This is a genomic window from Variovorax sp. GW821-FHT06D12, assembly GCF_059419205.1.
This window is the reverse complement of sequence record NZ_JBWKRI010000005.1, coordinates 192,982-210,594: the sequence shown is the minus strand read 5'-3', so window position 1 is coordinate 210,594 and position 17,613 is coordinate 192,982. Positions and strand designations below refer to the sequence as shown.

The 17,613-nt window shown below is 67.2% G+C and carries 18 protein-coding genes; 7 read left to right on the top strand and 11 right to left on the bottom strand.

All coding sequences use genetic code 11. The features are described 5' to 3' along the window. Nucleotides 1–3: 3 nt before the first annotated feature. The 8 genes from gspN to gspG all read right to left on the bottom strand — a co-directional run bounded on the left by gspN (nt 4) and on the right by gspG (nt 5,731). On the bottom strand, nt 4–807 hold the full coding sequence (gene gspN, locus AC07SQ_RS17275) for a type II secretion system protein N (RefSeq protein ID WP_495272403.1): 804 nt from the start codon (nt 805–807) through the stop codon (nt 4–6). A 23-nt stretch (nt 808–830) separates the two neighbouring features. Further along, nucleotides 831–1,382 carry a type II secretion system protein M gene (locus tag AC07SQ_RS17270; protein WP_062472615.1) on the bottom strand — a complete coding sequence of 184 codons (552 nt, stop codon included), beginning with the start codon at nt 1,380–1,382 and terminating at the stop codon, nt 831–833. Continuing rightward, on the bottom strand, nt 1,379–2,590 hold the full coding sequence (gene gspL / locus AC07SQ_RS17265) for a type II secretion system protein GspL (protein WP_369644674.1): 1,212 nt from the start codon (nt 2,588–2,590) through the stop codon (nt 1,379–1,381). The genes AC07SQ_RS17270 and gspL overlap by 4 nt, the downstream gene beginning before the upstream one ends. A 131-nt stretch (nt 2,591–2,721) precedes the next feature. Next, entirely contained in the window at nt 2,722–3,756 is a 1,035-nt protein-coding gene (gene gspK, locus AC07SQ_RS17260) for a type II secretion system minor pseudopilin GspK (protein WP_495272404.1), read from the bottom strand. Next, a complete protein-coding gene (locus tag AC07SQ_RS17255; protein WP_495272405.1) occupies nt 3,753–4,433 on the bottom strand; it encodes a PulJ/GspJ family protein in 681 nt (226 codons plus the stop codon). Before AC07SQ_RS17255 ends, gspK begins: the two co-directional genes overlap by 4 nt. After that, nucleotides 4,433–4,813 (bottom strand): type II secretion system minor pseudopilin GspI, encoded by a 381-nt coding sequence (gspI, locus tag AC07SQ_RS17250; RefSeq protein WP_307638382.1) that lies wholly within the window; start codon nt 4,811–4,813, stop codon nt 4,433–4,435. Before gspI ends, AC07SQ_RS17255 begins: the two co-directional genes overlap by 1 nt. After that, nucleotides 4,810–5,316, bottom strand: a complete 507-nt coding sequence (locus AC07SQ_RS17245; RefSeq protein WP_070060010.1) for a prepilin-type N-terminal cleavage/methylation domain-containing protein — start codon at nt 5,314–5,316, stop codon at nt 4,810–4,812. Before AC07SQ_RS17245 ends, gspI begins: the two co-directional genes overlap by 4 nt. Further along, entirely contained in the window at nt 5,291–5,731 is a 441-nt protein-coding gene (gene gspG, locus AC07SQ_RS17240) for a type II secretion system major pseudopilin GspG (RefSeq protein WP_056573020.1), read from the bottom strand. Before gspG ends, AC07SQ_RS17245 begins: the two co-directional genes overlap by 26 nt. Nucleotides 5,732–5,781: 50 nt before the next feature. On the opposite strand from gspG, the gene AC07SQ_RS17235 reads away from it, so the two are divergent. Then, complete coding sequence (locus tag AC07SQ_RS17235; protein WP_495272406.1) at nt 5,782–6,408, top strand: type II secretion system protein N; 627 nt, start codon at nt 5,782–5,784, stop codon at nt 6,406–6,408. A gap of 36 nt (nt 6,409–6,444) precedes the next feature. Here the strand turns inward: AC07SQ_RS17235 and ilvA are convergent, their stop codons facing one another. Continuing rightward, nucleotides 6,445–8,010, bottom strand: coding sequence for a threonine ammonia-lyase, biosynthetic (gene ilvA, locus AC07SQ_RS17230; protein ID WP_240531311.1), 1,566 nt, complete (start codon nt 8,008–8,010; stop codon nt 6,445–6,447). 73 nt (nt 8,011–8,083) lie between these two features. Between ilvA and AC07SQ_RS17225 the strand changes: the two genes are divergently transcribed. Continuing rightward, nucleotides 8,084–9,214, top strand: coding sequence for a site-specific integrase (locus AC07SQ_RS17225; RefSeq protein ID WP_495272407.1), 1,131 nt, complete (start codon nt 8,084–8,086; stop codon nt 9,212–9,214). Between the two features lie 94 nt (nt 9,215–9,308). Here AC07SQ_RS17225 and AC07SQ_RS17220 read toward each other — a convergent pair whose 3' ends face one another. Further along, a complete protein-coding gene (locus AC07SQ_RS17220; RefSeq protein WP_495272499.1) occupies nt 9,309–10,589 on the bottom strand; it encodes a porin in 1,281 nt (426 codons plus the stop codon). Nucleotides 10,590–10,861: 272 nt separating this feature from the next. Between AC07SQ_RS17220 and AC07SQ_RS17215 the strand changes: the two genes are divergently transcribed. After that, complete coding sequence (locus AC07SQ_RS17215; protein WP_493196057.1) at nt 10,862–11,311, top strand: OsmC family protein; 450 nt, start codon at nt 10,862–10,864, stop codon at nt 11,309–11,311. A 27-nt stretch (nt 11,312–11,338) separates the two neighbouring features. Here the strand turns inward: AC07SQ_RS17215 and coq7 are convergent, their stop codons facing one another. After that, a complete protein-coding gene (gene coq7 / locus AC07SQ_RS17210) occupies nt 11,339–11,968 on the bottom strand; it encodes a 2-polyprenyl-3-methyl-6-methoxy-1,4-benzoquinone monooxygenase (RefSeq protein ID WP_495272408.1) in 630 nt (209 codons plus the stop codon). A gap of 282 nt (nt 11,969–12,250) precedes the next feature. On the opposite strand from coq7, the gene AC07SQ_RS17205 reads away from it, so the two are divergent. The 4 genes from AC07SQ_RS17205 (at nt 12,251) to AC07SQ_RS17190 (ending at nt 17,548) form a co-directional block, all read left to right on the top strand. After that, nucleotides 12,251–13,495, top strand: coding sequence for a porin (locus tag AC07SQ_RS17205; RefSeq protein WP_495272409.1), 1,245 nt, complete (start codon nt 12,251–12,253; stop codon nt 13,493–13,495). Nucleotides 13,496–13,679: 184 nt separating this feature from the next. Beyond that, entirely contained in the window at nt 13,680–14,660 is a 981-nt protein-coding gene (locus AC07SQ_RS17200; RefSeq protein WP_056573001.1) for an ABC transporter permease, read from the top strand. Nucleotide 14,661: 1 nt separating this feature from the next. Beyond that, entirely contained in the window at nt 14,662–15,936 is a 1,275-nt protein-coding gene (locus AC07SQ_RS17195; RefSeq protein ID WP_495272410.1) for a M20 aminoacylase family protein, read from the top strand. A 31-nt stretch (nt 15,937–15,967) separates the two neighbouring features. Next, entirely contained in the window at nt 15,968–17,548 is a 1,581-nt protein-coding gene (locus AC07SQ_RS17190; protein ID WP_070060000.1) for an ABC transporter substrate-binding protein, read from the top strand. Nucleotides 17,549–17,613: the final 65 nt, after the last annotated feature.

The following is a 17,613-nucleotide window of genomic DNA, read 5'->3' as shown; positions in this document are numbered from 1 at the left end:
GGATCAACCCAGGGTGATGATCGAGCGCGCACCGTCGCGCCGCCCGATGATGTTCAACAAATTGGAAAGTGCGTCTTCGCGGCCCGGTGCCGCGCTGGCTTCGCCGTTGAAGCGCAACGCGGTGCCGCTCCAGCTGCCGCTGCCGTTCAGTTCGAGGCTGCCTTCGCGCGTGCTCAGCAGCAGCGTGGGGCGCGTGCCGCCTTCGAGCGACAGGCGGTAGCTGCCCATCGGCCGCAGGGTCGACAGGGCGGACGAGACATCGGTGGCGTCGAGCGTGGCCTGGCCCTCGATGCGCAAGGCGGGGCCGTCCCACTGCATGGCGAAAGCGCGGGTGTTGAGGTCGAGCGCGCCTTCGAGCTTCAGCGTGTTCCAGGGCGCGCCCAGGCCGGTGAGCAGCGTGGCGGGCCAGCGCGAGCGGGCGTCCTGCCAGGCGAGCTGCAGGCCGTTGGCGCGCGGGCTGGCCTGCAGGCCCAGCGGTTGCGCCGCGCAGCAAGAGAGGTCGAGGCGCGCCGACAGACCGCGCCAGTTCGGCCACATGCGCCAGTTCAGCAGGCCCGGCAGCGAGACGGCCTGCGTGCCGCCGGCGCCGCTGGCGAACACGACGGCGGCGGTGCCGTTCCAGACCGTGCCGCGCGGGTTGACCAGCAGCAGGCGGCCTTGCGTCCAGCCCGACAGCGCCGAGGCGAGCCAGCGTGCCGGCGCGAACAGCACGACCGCGACCAGCAGGCCGGTGGCGGCGCCGAGCACGGCCCAGCGCCAGCTGCCGCGGCGCGGCTGGAGGTCGGGGATCGGGGGACGTCTCGCCATGCCGTGCGGTGCGTGGGGCTGCTTCAGCGCGGGGCGGGCAGCGCCATCACGAGCGTGCCGTCCCAGCGGGGTTGCGGAGGTTGGTCGGGCGTGGCGGGCGCGGGCTTGGCGCCTGGCGGCGGCGGTGCGATGGGCGCGCGCGTCAGGTGCACTTCGCGCGGCACGGCGTGGGCATTGCCGCGCGCCTGTGCGAGCCATTGCGCCAGGTTTTGGGCGGGCGCGCCGCGCAACGTAACGGTGGCGGCGCCATCGCCACCGGCCGTCATGAGCTGGGCGTTCGTGACGCCCAGGCCGTCGCGCACCGAGCTTTCGAGCGCGCGCAGAGCGTCGTCGCGCGCCAGGCGCGGTTGCGACTGCAGCGCCTTCGCGCGGTTCTGCAAGGTGGCCATCTGCTGGAGCTGGGCGTCGAGCCGTGCGTGTTCGGCCGGGGCCGCGGCCAGCGTGCGCAGCGCGGGGGCGAGCGCAATCCACCAGAGCAAGGCCAGTGCCACCAGCGCGACGGCGCCGATGACGAGGCGGCGCTCGCGCATCCCGAGGACGGCCCAGCGGGCCTTGAGTTGTTCGCTGAAGTTCATCGGTTGGCCTCGGCCTGCACCAGCAGCAGATCGCCCTCGGTGCGCACCTGGTAGCCGCGCGGCGACAGCGCGGCGGTGATCTGCGTGACCTCCTGCGGCTGCAGCCCGAGGCCGCGCAGGCGCAGCTGGCCGGCGCTGAAGTCGATGGCGCTCGGCGAGCGCCCGGGCGGCAGGGCGGCGGCGATGGCGCCGACCATGGGTTCGAAATCGCTCGGCGCCACGTCGCCCACGGCCTGCTGCAGCGCGGCCACCTCGCGGCCCATCTGCAGCGGCGCGTCGACCACGATCTTCACCGAGGGAAAGGTCTGCGTCAGGATGGCGCGCGTGGCCTGGCGCTTGGACTCGAGCGCGTTGCGCTCCTTCCAGGCCCAGGCGTTCAGGCCGATGAGCTGGGTCAGCAGCAGCACCACGACGCCCCAGCGCGCGGCGCGCCATTCGGGCGCGAAGCGCAGGGTTTGAAGCACCGAGGCGAACTTCTTGCCGGCGCGGGCGCGGCCCGTCACGGCCAGGTCGAACTGCGCGAGCTCCCAGGGTGTGCGCGTGGCGTGCAACCAGCGCTGCGGCGCCTGCACGATCGGCACGCGGCGCTGCAGCAGGTGCTCGGCGGCTTCGGCCACGGCGGGTTCGGTGGTGATGACGGCGGTGTCCAGCGGCAGGCCGTTCGACAGGGCCAGACCCGCGCCGGCCAGCGGCAGCGAGACCACGCCGTCGCCGTCGCAGACCGTGAGTTGCGGCGCCTCGGGCTCGCCCGTGACCTGCAGCAGCGGCGGCGCGTCGGCCGGCTGCGGCGTGAATTCGGGAACGATGCGCACGACGCGCCGGCCGGCGGCTTCGAGCCCTTGCACGACGCTGCGCAGCCAGATGCGGTTGCAGGCCGCGACCCACACCGGCTCGCCGGCCTTGGCGTCGGGCGCGAGCGCGAAGTGCAGGGCTTCCGGGTCGTCGAGCAGATGCTCTTCGAGCAGGCCGTCGAGCACGGCGCGCAGCTTCGAGGTGCTGCCCATGCTGCCTTTGGGCAGCGTGACGCGGTGCCACGAGAGCGCCGAGGACGGGATGCCGAGCGTGACCTCGGGGCCCGACGGCAGCAGCGTCAGCAGCGCGCGGCCCTGGTCGCGCAGGGCGATGCCGTCCTCACCGGCCTGGGCCCAGTCGTACTCGCCCGCGGCATCGGCCGGAGGGAGGGGGGCAAGGAGCAGCAGCGGGGTCATGTCGGGGGGTGTCGGAAAAGCCGGTGATTGTAGGAGGGTGGCTTACAAGTTGTTGCTATTGTTTGAATAGCATATCTTGCAGAGACTACGTGCGTTTGACGGTGTTTTGATCGGAGAAAAGGAAACCGGCGTCAGGGTTTTGCCGGGGGCATGGTGGCGCCCGCGCCACGGGTGCGCCAGACGGTGGTCACGGCCAGGCCCTTGCGAAAGAGCAGCGAGTGCTCCTCGACCCAGGTGCGGTCCAGCCGCAGCCGGCCGTACACCTCGAAATACTGGGTGCCCACGCCGTGCTGGGCCGCGTTGAAGCGCGAGCCGCCACTGGGCAGGCCGGCGTTGGCTTCCTCGATGTTCTTGAAGAAGGAGCGCCTGCGCCGCTCCACCAGCTGGCGCGCGCTGGCGATGCCCAGCGATTCGACGCTCGCGCTGATGGCTTCGGCGCTGGCCGTGTTGAGGTTGAGCGTGGTGCGCTCCGGCAGGATCGTCACGTAGGGCTCGAGCGCGGCGGCGGTGGCGGGCGAGAGGCCGAGCCACACCAGCTGCGCGACCTCCTGCGGCATCAGCGGGGCGGCGCCGGTGTCGGCGCTGGCGTCGCTGCTGCCGCCGCCGCTACCGCCTGAGGCGGCGTCGGTGCTGCCGGTGTGCAGCGCGCTCGCGAGCCGCGCGGTCATCTGGGTCAGCTCGCCGGCCGGCAGGCCGAGCAGGTTGAAGAGGCGCGTGAAGGTGGCAACGCTGGCCGGCACCGGCTTGCCGGCGTCCACCAGCGACAGCACGTTCAGCTTGGACTGCGCGTCGACGATGCGGCCCGACAGGAACGCGTCGGGCAGGCCTTCGAGGTTGTCGCTGGCCACGTTCTTTTCGGCCGACAGGAAGCTGGTGAGGCGAGCCTCTTCGAGCGGCACGGCCCAGGGCTCGCCGAGGTGGTCGGGGCCGCCGGCGCGGCCGTCTTCGCCGAGGATCAGGCGCGACCAGTCGAGCGCGCCGATCAGCACCCAGGCCGCCTGCACGCGCGCGCGCTCGGCGCCTTCGACCTCGGCCGAGCGCCACTGCTGCCAGAGCGCGGCGGCGGAAAAAGTGGCGACCAGCATCACGGTCAGCATGGCGGCGAGCAGCGCGGCGCCGCGCTGGCGGCGTGTGCTGGCCACGCGATGGCGTTGCGGCGCGGTCATGAGCGCGGCCCCCCGAGCGTCGGGCGCACCCAGTCGCGCGTGAGCGTGCCCGAGAGCCCGTCTCCGGGCGGCAGGGTCAGCACCAGCCGCACGCCGTCGGGCATGGCGATGAGCGCGCCGGCCGGGTTGGACGGGTTCGCCGCCGCCACGGGCAGCGGCTCCGCCGGCACCCAGGCGTTGTTGCGGAAGTACGCGAGCTGCCAGCTGTTGACCGGCATCAACGCCACATCGGTGGCGCCGCCGGTGGGCGCGGCGCCGTCCTGCGCCCACGCGGCCGCGAGGTTCCAGGCCTGCACCCATTCGCCGCGCGTGGCGAAGGGCGCCGACTGCCAGCGCCGCCAGCGCGTGCCGTCGGCGCCGGGGCGCAGCGTCCAGGCGACGACCTGCACGGTCGGCGTGCTGGTGTCGCTGCCGCGGCGCGTCATGCGCAGCACGCGGCCGTTCCAGTCGATCGGGCGGGTCTGCGCGAGCAGGGTGATGGCGTCGAGGTCGGCGCTCCACTGTGCGAGCGTGGCCTGCAGCGTGAGCACCGCGTCGGCGCGCTGCTGGTTCTGCGTGGTAGCGCGCGACATGCTGTCCAGGCCGCGCCAGCTCACGAGGGCGAGCAGCGCCATCACCGCGATGGCGACCAGCAGCTCGATCAGCGTGAAGCCGCGTGCGCGCGAAGGCTTCGTCATCAGACGCGCCCCACCACGGTCGACACGCGCAGCAGCGGTGCGCTGCCTTCGTCGCGCACCTGCACGTCGACGCGCCGGAAATTCGGATTGAGCGTGGGCACCGTCGTGGTTGTCACGAGGAAGGTGAGGCCGGCCTGCAGGCAGATGGAGCCCGAGTCGCCGACGGCCGGCATCTGCCGCGACAGGCGCGCCTTGGCGAGTTCGTTCTCGGCGCACAGGCCGGCCAGCACGAGGTCGGACTGGCGCTGCGCATTGCGCGTGAGCGACATCGTGGCCTGCGAGCCGGCCGCCAGCGCGAGCGCGACGATGCCCAGCGCGATCAGCACCTCGACCAGCGTGAAGCCATGGCTGGAGCCGGCGCGCCGCAGCCGCTGTCTCATGGCACGGCGAACACGGTGAAGGGCCGCAGCCCGTCGGTCGCGACGCGCAGCACGCGCGCGGGCGGGCCGTCGCTGTGCAGCATAACCTGCTGCGCCGGAATGATGGGGTCGGGCCCGAGCTGCAGCGCCGCCACCGGCGTGTCGCCGCCCAGCATGGGCTGGGCCGTGATGCCTGCGTGGGTCCAGCCGGTGGGCAGGGCGTCGGCGGGCAGGCCGTCGAAGACGAAGCCGCCGCCTTCGACGAGGCGCCAGCGCACCATGACGCCGCTGGCGCGCGACTGGGCACGGGCCGATTCGAGCAGGGCGGCGAGGCGGTCGGCCTCGCGGTCGAGCGCGGCGGCGTTGGTGTCGCGCATCGCGAAACTCACGCTGGCGGTCGCGATGGCGATGATCGCGATCACCACGATCAGCTCCAGCAGCGTGAAGCCGCGCGCTGCGCGAGGCGGTGGCAGCACCACGCGGCCGGGGGCGATGCGCTTACTGCCAGCTGCCGATGTCGGCATTCTTGCCCTCGCCGCCGCTCTGTCCGTCGGCGCCGAAGGAGAGCACGTCGATTTCGCCCTTGATGCCGGGGTTCATGTACTGGTACGGATGGCCCCAGGGGTCGTTGGGCAGCTTCTCGACGTAGGGCTTCCAGTTGGGCGCGGCCGGGCCCGCGGTGGGGCGGGTCAGCAGCGACTGCAGGCCCTGCTCGGCGGTCGGGTAGCGCTGGTTGTCGAGGCGGTAGAGCTTGAGCGCCTGCATCAGGTTGTTGATGTCGGTGCGGGCGGCGGTGACGCGGGCGTCGTCGGCGCGCTCGATCACGTTCGGCACGATCAGCGCAGCGAGCACGCCGATGATGACAAGCACCACCATGAGTTCGATCAGCGTGAAGCCGCGTTGTGCGGTGCGGGAGACGGAACGAAGGAGTTTGTTCATAGCTTGCGGGGACATGAGGCGGTAAGCGCGCTGCATGATAATCCGCGGCCATGACAAGTCCTTACTCCGCAGCCCGCTGGCATGCCCCACTTGCAACGACGGGGCTTTGGGCGTTGGCCGCGGGCGCCGCGGTGTTCTGGGCGCTGCGGCTGGCCTCGCCGGCCGACGCCGTGGCTGCGGCGGCCACGATGCCGCGCGCACCGGTCGCGGCCGATGCCGAGGCGGTGGCCCGGTTGCTGGGTGTGGTCACGGTGACGTCGAACGCCCCCGTGGCGCCGGAGGCCGCGAGCCGCTTCGCGCTGTCGGGCGTGGTGGCGGACCCGTCGAACCAGGGCGCGGCGCTGATCTCGATCGACGGCAAGCCGCCGCGGCCGTTCCGCGTGGGCTCGAAGGTCGGCGAGAGCTATGTGCTGCAGTCGGTGGGCGTGCGCGCGGCGACGCTCGGTGCCCAGCGCGACGGGCCGGCGGCGTTCACGCTGCAGCTGCCGGTGCGTGCGCCGCTCAGCATGGGGCTTCCGACGCCGCCTGCCGGTCTGTCGTCGGTGCAGTCACCTGCGCCAGCCGGGCCGTTGCCGGCCACGATGCCGACGATGGTGATGCCGCAGCAGCAGCAACTTCCCGCCACGGCGGGCGCCGCGATGGAGCCACCGCCGCAGGCGCAGACCCCCGCGCAGTAAGCGCGGCGGTCTCTTTCTCTTTTCTTCTTCTTTTCTTCAGGCCTGAAGGAACAGGCGGTAGGCCGGGTTGGCCGTTTCCTCGACGCAGGGGTAGCCCAGCGTTTCGAGGAAGCTGTCGAAGGCCGCCGACTCTTCCGCCGGCACCTGCAGGCCCACGAGGATGCGCCCGTAGTCGGCGCCCTGGTTGCGGTAGTGGAACAGGCTGATGTTCCAGTTCGGCCGCATCAGGCTCAGGAACTTGAGCAGCGCACCGGGACGCTCGGGGAACACGAAACGCAGCAGGCGCTCGTCGTGCGCCAGCCCCGTGCGGCCACCCACCAGGTGGCGCAGGTGCTCCTTGGCGAGCTCGTCGTGCGTGAGGTCGAGTGCGTCGAAGCCGTGTTCGATGAAGACCTTCGCGATGGTGGCCGACTCGCCACGCGCCGAGGTCGTGAGGCCGACGAACACGTGGGCCTTGGCGGCATCGCTGATGCGGTAGTTGAACTCGGTCACGTTGCGCGGCGCGCCGCCGGCCGGCAGCTGGCTGATGAGTTCGCAAAAGCGACGGAAGCTGCCGCGCTCTTCAGGGATGGTCACGGCGAACAGCGCCTCGCGTTCCTCGCCGACCTCGGCCCGCTCGGCCACGAAGCGCAGCCGGTCGAAATTCATGTTGGCACCGCACAGGATCGCTGCGTAGGTCTCGCCTTGGCGGCCATGCTCGGCCGCGTACTGCTTGATCGCCGCCACGGCCAGCGCGCCAGCCGGTTCGACGATGCTGCGCGTGTCGACGAACACGTCCTTGATGGCGGCGCACACGGCGTCGGTGTCGACCGAGATGTAGCCGTCGACCAGGTTCTGCGCGATGCGGAAGGTTTCCTCGCCGACCAGCTTGACGGCCGTGCCATCGGAGAACAGGCCGACGTCGGGCAGGTTCACGCGCTGGTGCGCGGCGACCGATTGCATCATCGCGTCGGAGTCGTTCATCTGGACGCCGATCACCTTGATCTCGGGCCGCACGGCCTTGATGTAGTTGGCCACGCCGGAGATGAGGCCGCCGCCACCGATCGCCACGAACACCGCGTCGAGCGGACCTTGGTGCTGGCGCAGGATTTCCATCGCGATGGTGCCCTGGCCCGCGATGACGTCGGGATCGTCGAAGGGATGGACGAAGGTCAGGTTCTGCTGCGTCTGCAATTCGAGCGCATGCAGGTAGGCGTCGGAATAGCTGTCGCCATGCAGCACGATCTCGCCGCCGAAACCACGCACTGCATCGATCTTCAATTGCGGCGTGGTCACGGGCATCACGATCACTGCGCGCGTGCCGAGCTTGCGCGCGCCGAGCGCAACGCCTTGCGCGTGATTGCCGGCCGATGCGCAAATCACACCGCTCGCCAATTGCGCTTTGCTCAGGTGCGCCATCTTGTTATAGGCACCGCGCAGTTTGAAACTGAATACGGGTTGCTGGTCCTCGCGCTTGAGCAACACGGTATTGCCGAGCCGCTCGCTGAGCGCGCGCGCCTTCTCCAACGCAGACTCGACGGCCACGTCGTAGACCCGCGCATTGAGGATTTTTCTGAGATAGTCGGCGGGCGTTAACGCCGCAGTAACGGGTGCATTGCGCAAGATCTTTTCCAGGGAGTTTTCATTTGCTAACCATCAATCATAAGAGGCATCGGTATTGCATGCGGGGAATGGCATGGACACAAATGTCATAAACCTATTCCGCAAGGCTCCTGCTGCAAATGATTCCGGTTTTTTTGCGCGCACCTATCCCGCGATTCATACGCCCGCTAATTCACTAACAGTTGGGCAGAATTTGTTATCAGTTTCTGTCAGTGACCTTTCGAAGGGACTGATGCAGGCCGAGGCCGCGCGCGTGCAACGCGGCGAAATCGGACGGCCCACATGGCAGGTCATGGGCAACAGATTGCGTGCGCACATCGTTCCGTTGCTGGGCGATGTGCCGGTGGCTGTGTTCGCGACCGCAGACGTGCAGCGCCTGATCGATCACCTCGGCGAACAAGGCTTCACCAGCACGACGATCGCGCAATACCTCGTGTTGCTGCGCAAGGTGGTCATGCATGGCGTGCACGTCGGTGCGTTGCGCGAGGCCCCCGTGTTCCCGAAGGTCAAGGTGCGCAGCCAGCCGCGCGGCAGCTTCAGCGTGGCGGAGTACCGTGCGCTGATTGCGGCGGCGCGCAGCTTGCGCGGCCATTCGCACCCGGTGCTGGATCGGCTGACGGCCGGCGAACGTTTCTGGATCGCTCGCGAATTGCTCGTCATGCCCGACGAGCTGCCGTGGCTGATCCGCTGGATGGTCAACACCTTCGTGCGCCCCAGCGACATCAAGCTCATGAAGCACAAGCACATCGAAGTGGTGCGAGGCAAGCATGTCTACCTGCGGATGAACCTGCCGGAGACCAAGCGGCACAGCCAGCCCATCGTGAGCCTGCGACCTGCCGTTCGTGTCTATGAATGTCTGCTCGCGTACCGCGAGACGCATGGCTTCGGCGGGGCGGAAGACTACATCTTCATGCCGCACCTGAAGAACCGCGAGCACGCGCTGGCGGTTCTCAATTTCTTCTTTCACTGGGTGCTCGAAAAGACTGGTCTCGAGAAAGGACCGCTGGGTCAGTCGAGGACGCTGTACTGCTTGCGCCATACGGCCATCACGTTGCGGCTCTTGTATGGACAGGGGATCGACATGCTGACGCTGGCGCGCAATGCACGAACGAGTGTCAACATGGTCGAGCGTTTCTACGCATCGGTGCTGAGCGGAGAAATGAATGTGGGGCTGCTGCAGAGCAGACGTGGCCGGATGAATTGAGGAAGGACAAAAAGCCGCCCGGCTTGAACCGGGCGGCTTGTGCGTTTGCAGATTCAAACTGGCATGGGCCAGCATGTGAATCGACAGTGAACGATCAGAAGGCGTGACGGATGCCGAAGTCGTAGCCCGTCGAGGTCTTCGGCGTGAAACCGTTGCCGGTGCCTTGGAAGCTCGGGCCACCGACGGTCAGCGATGCGCCGTTCTTGTTGCTCACGCGAGCAACGGTGGCGTACAGGGCCGTGCGCTTCGACAGGTTGTGCACGTAGCCGATCGCCAGCTTGTTGGCCTTCTTGTCGGCGGGCAGCACTTCCCACGGGTTGCGGGCAACCAGGTTCTCGTCGTACTTGACGCTCGAGTACGAAGCTCGGATCAGGCCAGCACCGACCGGCACGGTCACACCCAGCAGGTAGCCGGTCAGGTCGATGTCGGGACGGCCGCCGAGGTACGGTTCGACTTCGTAGTCAACCTTGTTCTTGGCGCGCGACAGTTCACCGAACAGCTTCACGGGACCGAAGTCGTACGAAGCGCCCAGGTTCAGTGTGTTGACCTTGGTGGTCGTGCCGACGTAGAACTGATCGCCCACGGTGCTGCTGCCATAAGCCAGCGCCACGTCCAGGGGGCCGTTGGCGTAGCCGAAGCGACCGCCGACATAACGACCGGTGCGCGAGGCGTTTTCCGCGAGGGGCGTTGCGGTGCCGGGGCTGTACTTGGTCTTCTCGTGGAAGCCGTACATCACCTGGCCGTAGAAGCCGCCCAGGTTCGGCGGCAGGAAGTAGCCGATGCTGTTGCCGGCGCGAACGTAGTTGCTGCCACCGGCATCGGGGAGCTGTGGAACGTTCTTGAGGGCATCGGGAAGCTTCTTGCCGTCGGCATAGCCGGTGAAACCGCCGAACGAGCCGTTGGCCGTCGAGACCAGGTTGGTGCCCACGCCGTTGGTGCCGAACGGGTCGAACACGGTGTCGTTCCAGAACGTCGGGGTGTAGTCGCGGCCGAGGCGGACTTCACCGAACCCGCCCGACAGGCTCACGGTCGAGCGGCGCGTGAATGTCGAGACGCCCGTCTGGCCGTCGTCGTTGCTGATCGGGGCCTCGAGCCAGAAGCTGGCGGCCAGGCCACCACCGAGGTCTTCCGTGCCACGGAAGCCCAGGCGGCTGGAGTTGTAGCCCGAGTGGGCCAGTTCACGGCGGCTCGCCTTGATGCTGCCGCGGTTCAGGTAGAACGGGTTGTAGATGGGGAAGCCCAGCCTGTCGTACGTGACGCCGTTGCCCAGGTCACGCGAGGTGGACGAGTAGCCGCTGATCGACGCGTCGACCACACCAAACAGCGTGACGGACGACTGAGCCGAGGCAACACCGGCAACAGCCAGGGCAGCCAGAGCAGCTGCCCTTTCGCAGTGGACGGCTAGAGTGGCGCGGCCATCGGGGCGCACAAAGAAAAAAGCCCCGAGTCTTGCGACTCGGGGCTAAATCCACCAATTGGAAGGGTGGAGGAGACAACTGGGTGCGCACCATGAAGTGCGCAGCAATGAAATAGAGTATACCCACCCTTTGTTGCGATGCAACAAGCAGGCGATGCTTTTCCCACACACAAGTTGATGTTTGGTGCGCATTTTTCCGCACGAATTCATCCCAATTGGAGCTGAACACCATGGAATGCACAGTAAGTTGGACCGGTGACGCAGGCACCCGATCGGCCATGGGCTTCGTGGCCGAGACCGGCAGCGGCCATGTCCTGATGATGGACGGTGCCCCGGATGCGGCCAAGCCCGAGAACGGCGGCCAGAACCTGGCGGCGCGGCCGATGGAAACCGTGCTCGCGGGCACGGGCGGTTGCACCGCCTACGACGTGGTGCTCATATTGAAGAGGGGGCGCCATCGCATCGAGCGCTGCAGCGTCAAGCTGACCAGCGAGCGCGCCGAGAAGGATCCCAAGGTCTTCACGAAGATCCACATGCACTTCACCGTGGCGGGCAAGGGCATTCCGGCCACCGCCGTGGAGCGGGCGATCGCGCTCAGCCACGAAACCTACTGCTCCGCCAGCATCATGTTGGCGAAGACGGCGGAAATCACGACCAGCTTCGATCTGATCGAGACCTGAAACGCCGGGTGGCGGTGCGCCGGAGCCTCAGATCCGGTGCGCGACGGTCGTCATGACCCGCGATGCCAGGCGCATCAGGGCCTTGGCCGGGGCCGGCAGTTCCGCGGCGCCCGCGTCGACGGCCTGCGTGGCATGGCGGGCTTCGTCGATCTTCATCTGCTCGACCACGGCGCGGGACGTGTGATCGGTCGGCGGTAGCCGGTCCAGGTGGCTTTCGAGGTGTGCCTCCACCTGCCGTTCGGTTTCGGCAACAAAGCCGAGGCTCAGGGGGTCACCCAGGCGTCCGGCAATCAGGCCAAGACCGAAGGCGCCTGCATACCAGAGTGGATTCAGGAGGGACGGGCGGGCGCCCAGGTCATCCAGCCGCTGCCGGGTCCAGGCCAGGTGATCGGTTTCTTCATGCGCGGCCTCCAGGAAGTGCGCGCGCAACGCCGGGTCCCGTGCCACGGCGGCCTGGGCGGTGTACAGCGCCTGGGCACAGACTTCGCCGACATGGTTCACGCGCATCAGCGCACCGGCCTCGCGGCGCTCCGATTCGCTCAATTCACCTTGCGGCTGGATCGCGGGCGGAAGCGCCCGGGTGGCGTGAGATCGGGCAAAAAGCGTGCGCAAAGCCGCATCGGCGGCAGTCAGGGCGGGGTCGAGCAGGGCAGTCATGGGCCTATTTGAACGCACCTGTCCGGCGATGCAAGGACAGCACATTTCGTTTCATATCGTGGCAAAACCACCCGTCTAAGTCCTTTGTTGCACGACTGCAACGAAACACGCGGGGCTTCCAAGATTTAGGGCGATTTGTTTTGCCCTGCCGCAGCGGCTCTGGTGCAATAGCATCAACTTCCCAAAAGGAGGTTGGCCCGGGGTCCGGTGGGAGCACAAAAGTGCCAGTCACGGTGAGCCCTTCGCACCGGAGCCCTATGTTTAACCTTGGAGAAACTTGCAATGAAAAAATCTCTAGTTGCTCTGGCTGCCCTGGCTGTTGCCGGTGTTGCCTCGGCTCAGTCGTCCGTCACGCTGTTTGGTGTGGTCGACGCGTCGATCAGCGGCTACTCGTCCACCTCGCGTGACCTGAACGGTGCCACCTTCCTGAACCCGTTCTACCTGAACAAGGGCAGCGTCAAGGCAAGCCGTCGCGAACTGGCTAACTCGGGCTACAACTCCAGCCGTCTGGGCTTCCGTGGTACGGAAGACCTGGGTGGTGGCCTGGCAGCCAGCTTCTGGCTCGAAGCCCCGATCAAGAACGACGACGGTTCGGAAGGTGTTGCCACCTTCGCCCGCCGCTCGACCGTGAGCCTGTCTGGCGGTTTCGGTGAAATCCGTCTGGGCCGTGACTACACCCCGACGTTCTGGAACGACACCGTGTTCGATCCGTTCGGCACCAACGGCGTTGGCACGAACCTGATCTCGACGGCCAATGGCAGCTTCGGCACCTTCGGTTCGCCCGCAGCTTCGGTCGGTTCGTTCACCAACGTTGGTACGAACAACTACGTTCGCGCTAGCAACACCATCGGCTACTTCCTGCCGCCGAACCTGGGTGGTTTCTACGGTCAAGTGATGTACGGCTTCGCTGAGAAGACCAAGTACAGCCCTGGCCTGGCAACGCCTGATGTGGCTAACAGCCAGCGTCAAGGTCGTTACGTCGGCGGCCGCTTCGGCTACGCCAACGGCCCCCTGGACGTTGCTCTGGCTTACGGCAGCAGCACCGTTGGTGACCAGTTCTACGTCGGCACGACCAGCAAGGTCAACACGCTGAACCTGGGCGCTTCGTACGACTTCGGTCCTGTGAAGCTGTTCGGTGAAGTGTCGCGCGCCAAGAAGAAGGTTGACTACGAAGTCACCCCCTTCACCGGCGCCATTGCTGACACCGACCTGACCGGCTACCTGCTCGGCGTGACCGTGCCGGTTGGTGCTGGCCTGATCCGCGCTTCGTACTCGAGCGTCAAGTACGACCTGAACCAGCCCGCAGTGCTGTTCCAGCCCGCAGTTGCTGACCCGAAGGCCAACAAGCTGGCTATCGGCTACGTGCACAACCTGTCGAAGCGCACGGCTCTGTACGCTACCGTTGCTCGCGTGAGCAACAAGAACGGTGCAGCTCTGACCGTCGGCGGCCCGGCTTTCGTGACCACGGGTGGCTTCACCCCGAAGACCTCGACCGGCTACGACTTCGGTATCCGTCACGCTTTCTAATTTGATGCTGGCGCAAGCCAGCTTCGAATCGAAAGACTGAAAGCCACCCGGCGCAAGCCGGGTGGCTTTTTCTTTTGGCGCGCGCCTGTTCTCACTCGTAAAAATTGCGCCTCCACCCCCGGGGAACCCCCGTGCGGGCACGCTGCTTGCACTGCTAGCATGCCGCGATCACTCTTGTTGCTGAATGACTGCCTTTGTACTGCGCCGCCTGATCCAGGCCGTGATCGTGATGATCGCGGTTGCGTTCATTGCCTTCCTCCTCTTTCAATATGTCGGCGACCCGGTCGTGTTCCTGCTGGGGCAGGATGCCAAGCCCGATCAGATCCGTGAAATGCGCGCCGCATTGGGGCTCGACCGACCTTTCTTCGTGCAGTTCTGGCATTTCCTCGTCAACGCCGCACAAGGTGAGTTCGGCCTGAGCCTGCGCCAGGGCGCCAAGGTGTCGCGCCTGATCGGCGAGCGCTTCCCGGCCACGCTCGAACTCGCACTCGTGGCCGCGGCCCTGGCGCTGTTCGTCGGCATCCCGATGGGCGTGTACACCGCCCTGCGCCGTGGCACCTTCATGAGCCAGGTGTTCATGACCGTCTCGCTGCTCGGCGTGTCGCTGCCCACCTTCCTGATCGGCATCCTGCTGATCCTGGTCTTCGCCGTGACGCTGGGCTGGTTCCCGAGCTTCGGGCGCGGCGACACGGTGCAGTTCGGCTGGTGGACCAGCGGCCTGTTCAAGGCCGACGGCTGGCACCACATCATCCTGCCGGCGGTGACGCTGGCGATCTTCCAGCTCACGCTGATCATGCGGCTGGTGCGCGCCGAGATGCTCGAGGTGCTGCGCACCGACTACATCAAGTTCGCCCGCGCACGGGGCCTGTCGAACCGCGCGATCCACTTCGGCCACGCGCTCAAGAACACGCTGGTCCCGGTCATGACCATCACGGGCCTGCAGCTCGGTGGCCTGATCGCCTTCGCGATCATCACGGAGTCGGTGTTCCAGTGGCCCGGCATGGGGCTGCTCTTCATCCAGGCCGTGACCTTCGCGGACATCCCGGTGATGGCCGCCTACCTGTGCCTGATCGCGCTGATCTTCGTGGTGATCAACCTCGTGGTCGACCTGTTGTACTTCGTGGTCGATCCCCGGCTGCGCGTGGGCAAGGCGGGAGGTCATTGAGGTGAGTGTCGCAACCGCCGCCGCAGCGCCGCGCCTGCAGGCCTCCGGCCGGGCCTTCGCGCACATCGCCAGCTTCTACCCCGAGATCACGGCCTTTCGCCGCGACCTGCACGCCCATCCCGAGCTCGGCTTCGAAGAGGTCTACACGGCGGGCCGCGTGCGCGAAGCGCTGCGTGCCTGCGGCGTGGACGAGATCCACGACGGCATTGGCAAGACCGGTGTCGTCGGCGTCATCCGCGGCAAGTCGACGGCCAGCGGCCGCATGATCGGCCTGCGCGCCGACATGGACGCGCTGCCCATGCGCGAGGACAACGACTTCGGCTGGCGCTCCGCCAACGACGGCCTGATGCACGGCTGCGGCCACGACGGCCACACCGCCATGCTCGTCGGCGCCGCGCGCTACCTGGCCGAGACGCGCGACTTCGACGGCACCGCCGTGCTGATCTTCCAGCCGGGCGAAGAAGGCTTGGCCGGCGCGCGCGTGATGATCGAGGACGGCCTGTTCGATCGCTTCCCGGTGAACGCCGTCTACGCCATGCACAACTGGCCCGCGATGCCGGCCGGCACCGTCGGCATCAACCGCGGCGCGATGATGGCCGCGGCCGATCGCGTGACGATCGAGATCAAGGGCAAGGGCGGCCATGGCGCGCATGCCTACCAGACCATCGACCCCGTCGTGGTGGCCGCACACATCATCACTGCCGCGCAGACCATCGTGTCACGCAGCGTGCGCCCCATCGATGCGGCCGTCGTCAGCATCTGCGCCGTGCAGGCCGGCGACCTCGGCGCCATGAGCGTGATCCCGGGCGAGGCCACGCTGGTCGGCACCGTGCGCACCTTCAGCGCGCGCGTGCAGGCGCAGGTCGAGCAGCGACTGAGCGAGCTGTGCACGGCCATTGCCACCGGTTTTGGCGCGACCGCGACGATCAAGTACGAACGCATCTACCCGGCCACGATCAACACCGCGCCCGAAGCGATGTTCGCGGCCGACGTGGCGCAGGCGCTGGTCGGCGCGAAGAACGTCGATCGCAACCTGGAGCCCAGCATGGGCGCCGAAGATTTTTCCTTCATGCTGCAGAAGAAGGCCGGTGCCTATCTGCGCATCGGCCAGGACGCCCGCAGCGGCGCCTTCCTGCACAACAGCCGCTACGACTTCAATGACGAGATCCTGCCGTTGGGCGCCGCACTGCATGCGGGCCTGATCGAGCAGGGCATGCCGCTGGCTGCTACCCGCAGCCAGCAGCCAGGGAAAGCCGCCGCCACCGCGGCGCCGTGATGTGTTCGATTTCAACCCGAGGAGTGTTCCCATGAGTTTCAAGAAGCAAGCGGCTGCGGTCGCTGTCCTGTGCGCCCTGGGCGCCGTCAGCATGGTCGCCAGCGCGCAGACCATCCGCATCGCGAACCAGGGCGACGCCCTGTCGCTCGACCCGCACTCGCTCAACGAGTCGCTGCAACTGAGCGTCACCGCCAACGTCTATGAAACTCTCGTGGGCCGCAACAAGGACCTGAGCCTGGCACCGCTGCTCGCCACCAGCTGGAAGCAGACCTCGCCGAACGTGTGGCGCTTCGAACTGCGCAAGGGCGTGGTGTTCCATGACGGCACGCCGTTCAGCGCCGACGACGTGGTGTTCAGCTTCGCGCGTGCGCAGGGCGACGGCTCCGACATGAAGGCCACGCTCAGCGAGATCAAGGCCGTGCGCAAGGTCGGCGACCTCGCCGTCGAAATCGAAACCAACGGCCCCTTCCCGATCCTGCCCGACGTGATCTCGCTCACCATGATCATGAGCAAGAAGTGGTGCGAGGAAAACCAGGCCACCAAGCCCGTCGACCGCCGCAAGGGCATCGAGAACACCGCTTCGTTCAAGGCCAACGGCACCGGCCCGTTCCGCGTGCGCGAGCGCCAGCCCAACGTGCGCACCGTGTTCACGCGCAACGGCACCTACTGGGGCAAGATCGACGGCAACGCGCAGGAGATCGTGTTCACGCCCATCGCCAACCCCGCCACGCGCGTGGCCGCGCTGGTCTCCGGCGAAGTCGATGTGATGGAGCCCGTGCCCGTGCAGGACATCGCGCGCATCAACGCCGCACCCAACGCCCGCGTCATCACCGGCCCCGAGATGCGCACCATCTTCCTGGGCATGGACCAGAAGCGCGACGAGCTGCAGTACTCGAACGTGAAGGGCAAGAACCCGTTCAAGGACAAGCGCGTGCGCCAGGCCTTCTACCAGGCCATCGACATCGCCGGCATCCAGCGCACCGTGATGCGCGGCGCCTCCAAGCCCACCGCGCTGCTCGTCGGCCCGGGCATCAACGGCTGGACCGCCGACCAGGACAAGCGCTTGCCCTTCGACGTCGATGCCGCCAAGAAGCTGCTGACCGAAGCCGGCTACCCCAACGGCTTCGAAGTCTCGATGAACTGCCCGAACGACCGCTACGTGAACGACGGCCAGATCTGCCAGAGCGTGGCCGCCAACCTGGCCAAGATCGGCGTGAAGATCAACCTCGTGGCTGAGACCAAGGGCACCTATTTCCCGAAGATCCTGCGTCGCGACACCAGCTTCTACATGCTGGGCTGGACCCCGACCACCTACGACTCGCACAACGCGCTGAGCTCGCTCACCTCGTGTCCCGACGACAAGGGCACGGGCCAGTTCAACCTGGGCGCCTACTGCAATCCGAAGCTGGATGAGCTGACCAAGAAGATCCAGTCCGAGTCGGACAAGGCCAAGCGCAACGAGATGATCAAGGAAGCCTTCAAGGTCCACACCGACGACATCGGCCACCTGCCGCTGCATCAGCAGTCGCTGGCCTGGGGCGTGAGCAAGAAGGTCGAGCTGGTGCAACTGGCCGACAACTTCATGTACTTCAAGTGGATGAGCATCAAGTAAGTCGACCGTGGGCCGCTGCCTGAGCGGCCCGACCATGGGCCCGCTTCTTGCGGGCCCATTCTTTT

Excerpts from the sequence above, each read along its gene's own strand:
- gspN (WP_495272403.1), bottom strand. The coding sequence starts at position 807 with ATGGCGAGACGTCCCCCGATCCCCGACCTCCAGCCGCGCCGCGGCAGC.
- AC07SQ_RS17270 (WP_062472615.1), bottom strand. The coding sequence starts at position 1,382 with ATGAACTTCAGCGAACAACTCAAGGCCCGCTGGGCCGTCCTCGGGATG.
- gspG (WP_056573020.1), bottom strand. The coding sequence starts at position 5,731 with ATGAACAAACTCCTTCGTTCCGTCTCCCGCACCGCACAACGCGGCTTC.
- AC07SQ_RS17190 (WP_070060000.1), top strand. The coding sequence starts at position 15,968 with ATGAGTTTCAAGAAGCAAGCGGCTGCGGTCGCTGTCCTGTGCGCCCTG.
- gspI (WP_307638382.1), bottom strand. The coding sequence starts at position 4,813 with ATGAGACAGCGGCTGCGGCGCGCCGGCTCCAGCCATGGCTTCACGCTG.
- AC07SQ_RS17255 (WP_495272405.1), bottom strand. The coding sequence starts at position 4,433 with ATGACGAAGCCTTCGCGCGCACGCGGCTTCACGCTGATCGAGCTGCTG.
- gspK (WP_495272404.1), bottom strand. The coding sequence starts at position 3,756 with ATGACCGCGCCGCAACGCCATCGCGTGGCCAGCACACGCCGCCAGCGC.
- AC07SQ_RS17205 (WP_495272409.1), top strand. The coding sequence starts at position 12,251 with ATGAAAAAATCTCTAGTTGCTCTGGCTGCCCTGGCTGTTGCCGGTGTT.
- coq7 (WP_495272408.1), bottom strand. The coding sequence starts at position 11,968 with ATGACTGCCCTGCTCGACCCCGCCCTGACTGCCGCCGATGCGGCTTTG.
- gspL (WP_369644674.1), bottom strand. The coding sequence starts at position 2,590 with ATGACCCCGCTGCTGCTCCTTGCCCCCCTCCCTCCGGCCGATGCCGCG.
- AC07SQ_RS17225 (WP_495272407.1), top strand. The coding sequence starts at position 8,084 with ATGGACACAAATGTCATAAACCTATTCCGCAAGGCTCCTGCTGCAAAT.
- AC07SQ_RS17245 (WP_070060010.1), bottom strand. The coding sequence starts at position 5,316 with ATGCCGACATCGGCAGCTGGCAGTAAGCGCATCGCCCCCGGCCGCGTG.
- AC07SQ_RS17200 (WP_056573001.1), top strand. The coding sequence starts at position 13,680 with ATGACTGCCTTTGTACTGCGCCGCCTGATCCAGGCCGTGATCGTGATG.
- AC07SQ_RS17235 (WP_495272406.1), top strand. The coding sequence starts at position 5,782 with ATGACAAGTCCTTACTCCGCAGCCCGCTGGCATGCCCCACTTGCAACG.
- AC07SQ_RS17215 (WP_493196057.1), top strand. The coding sequence starts at position 10,862 with ATGGAATGCACAGTAAGTTGGACCGGTGACGCAGGCACCCGATCGGCC.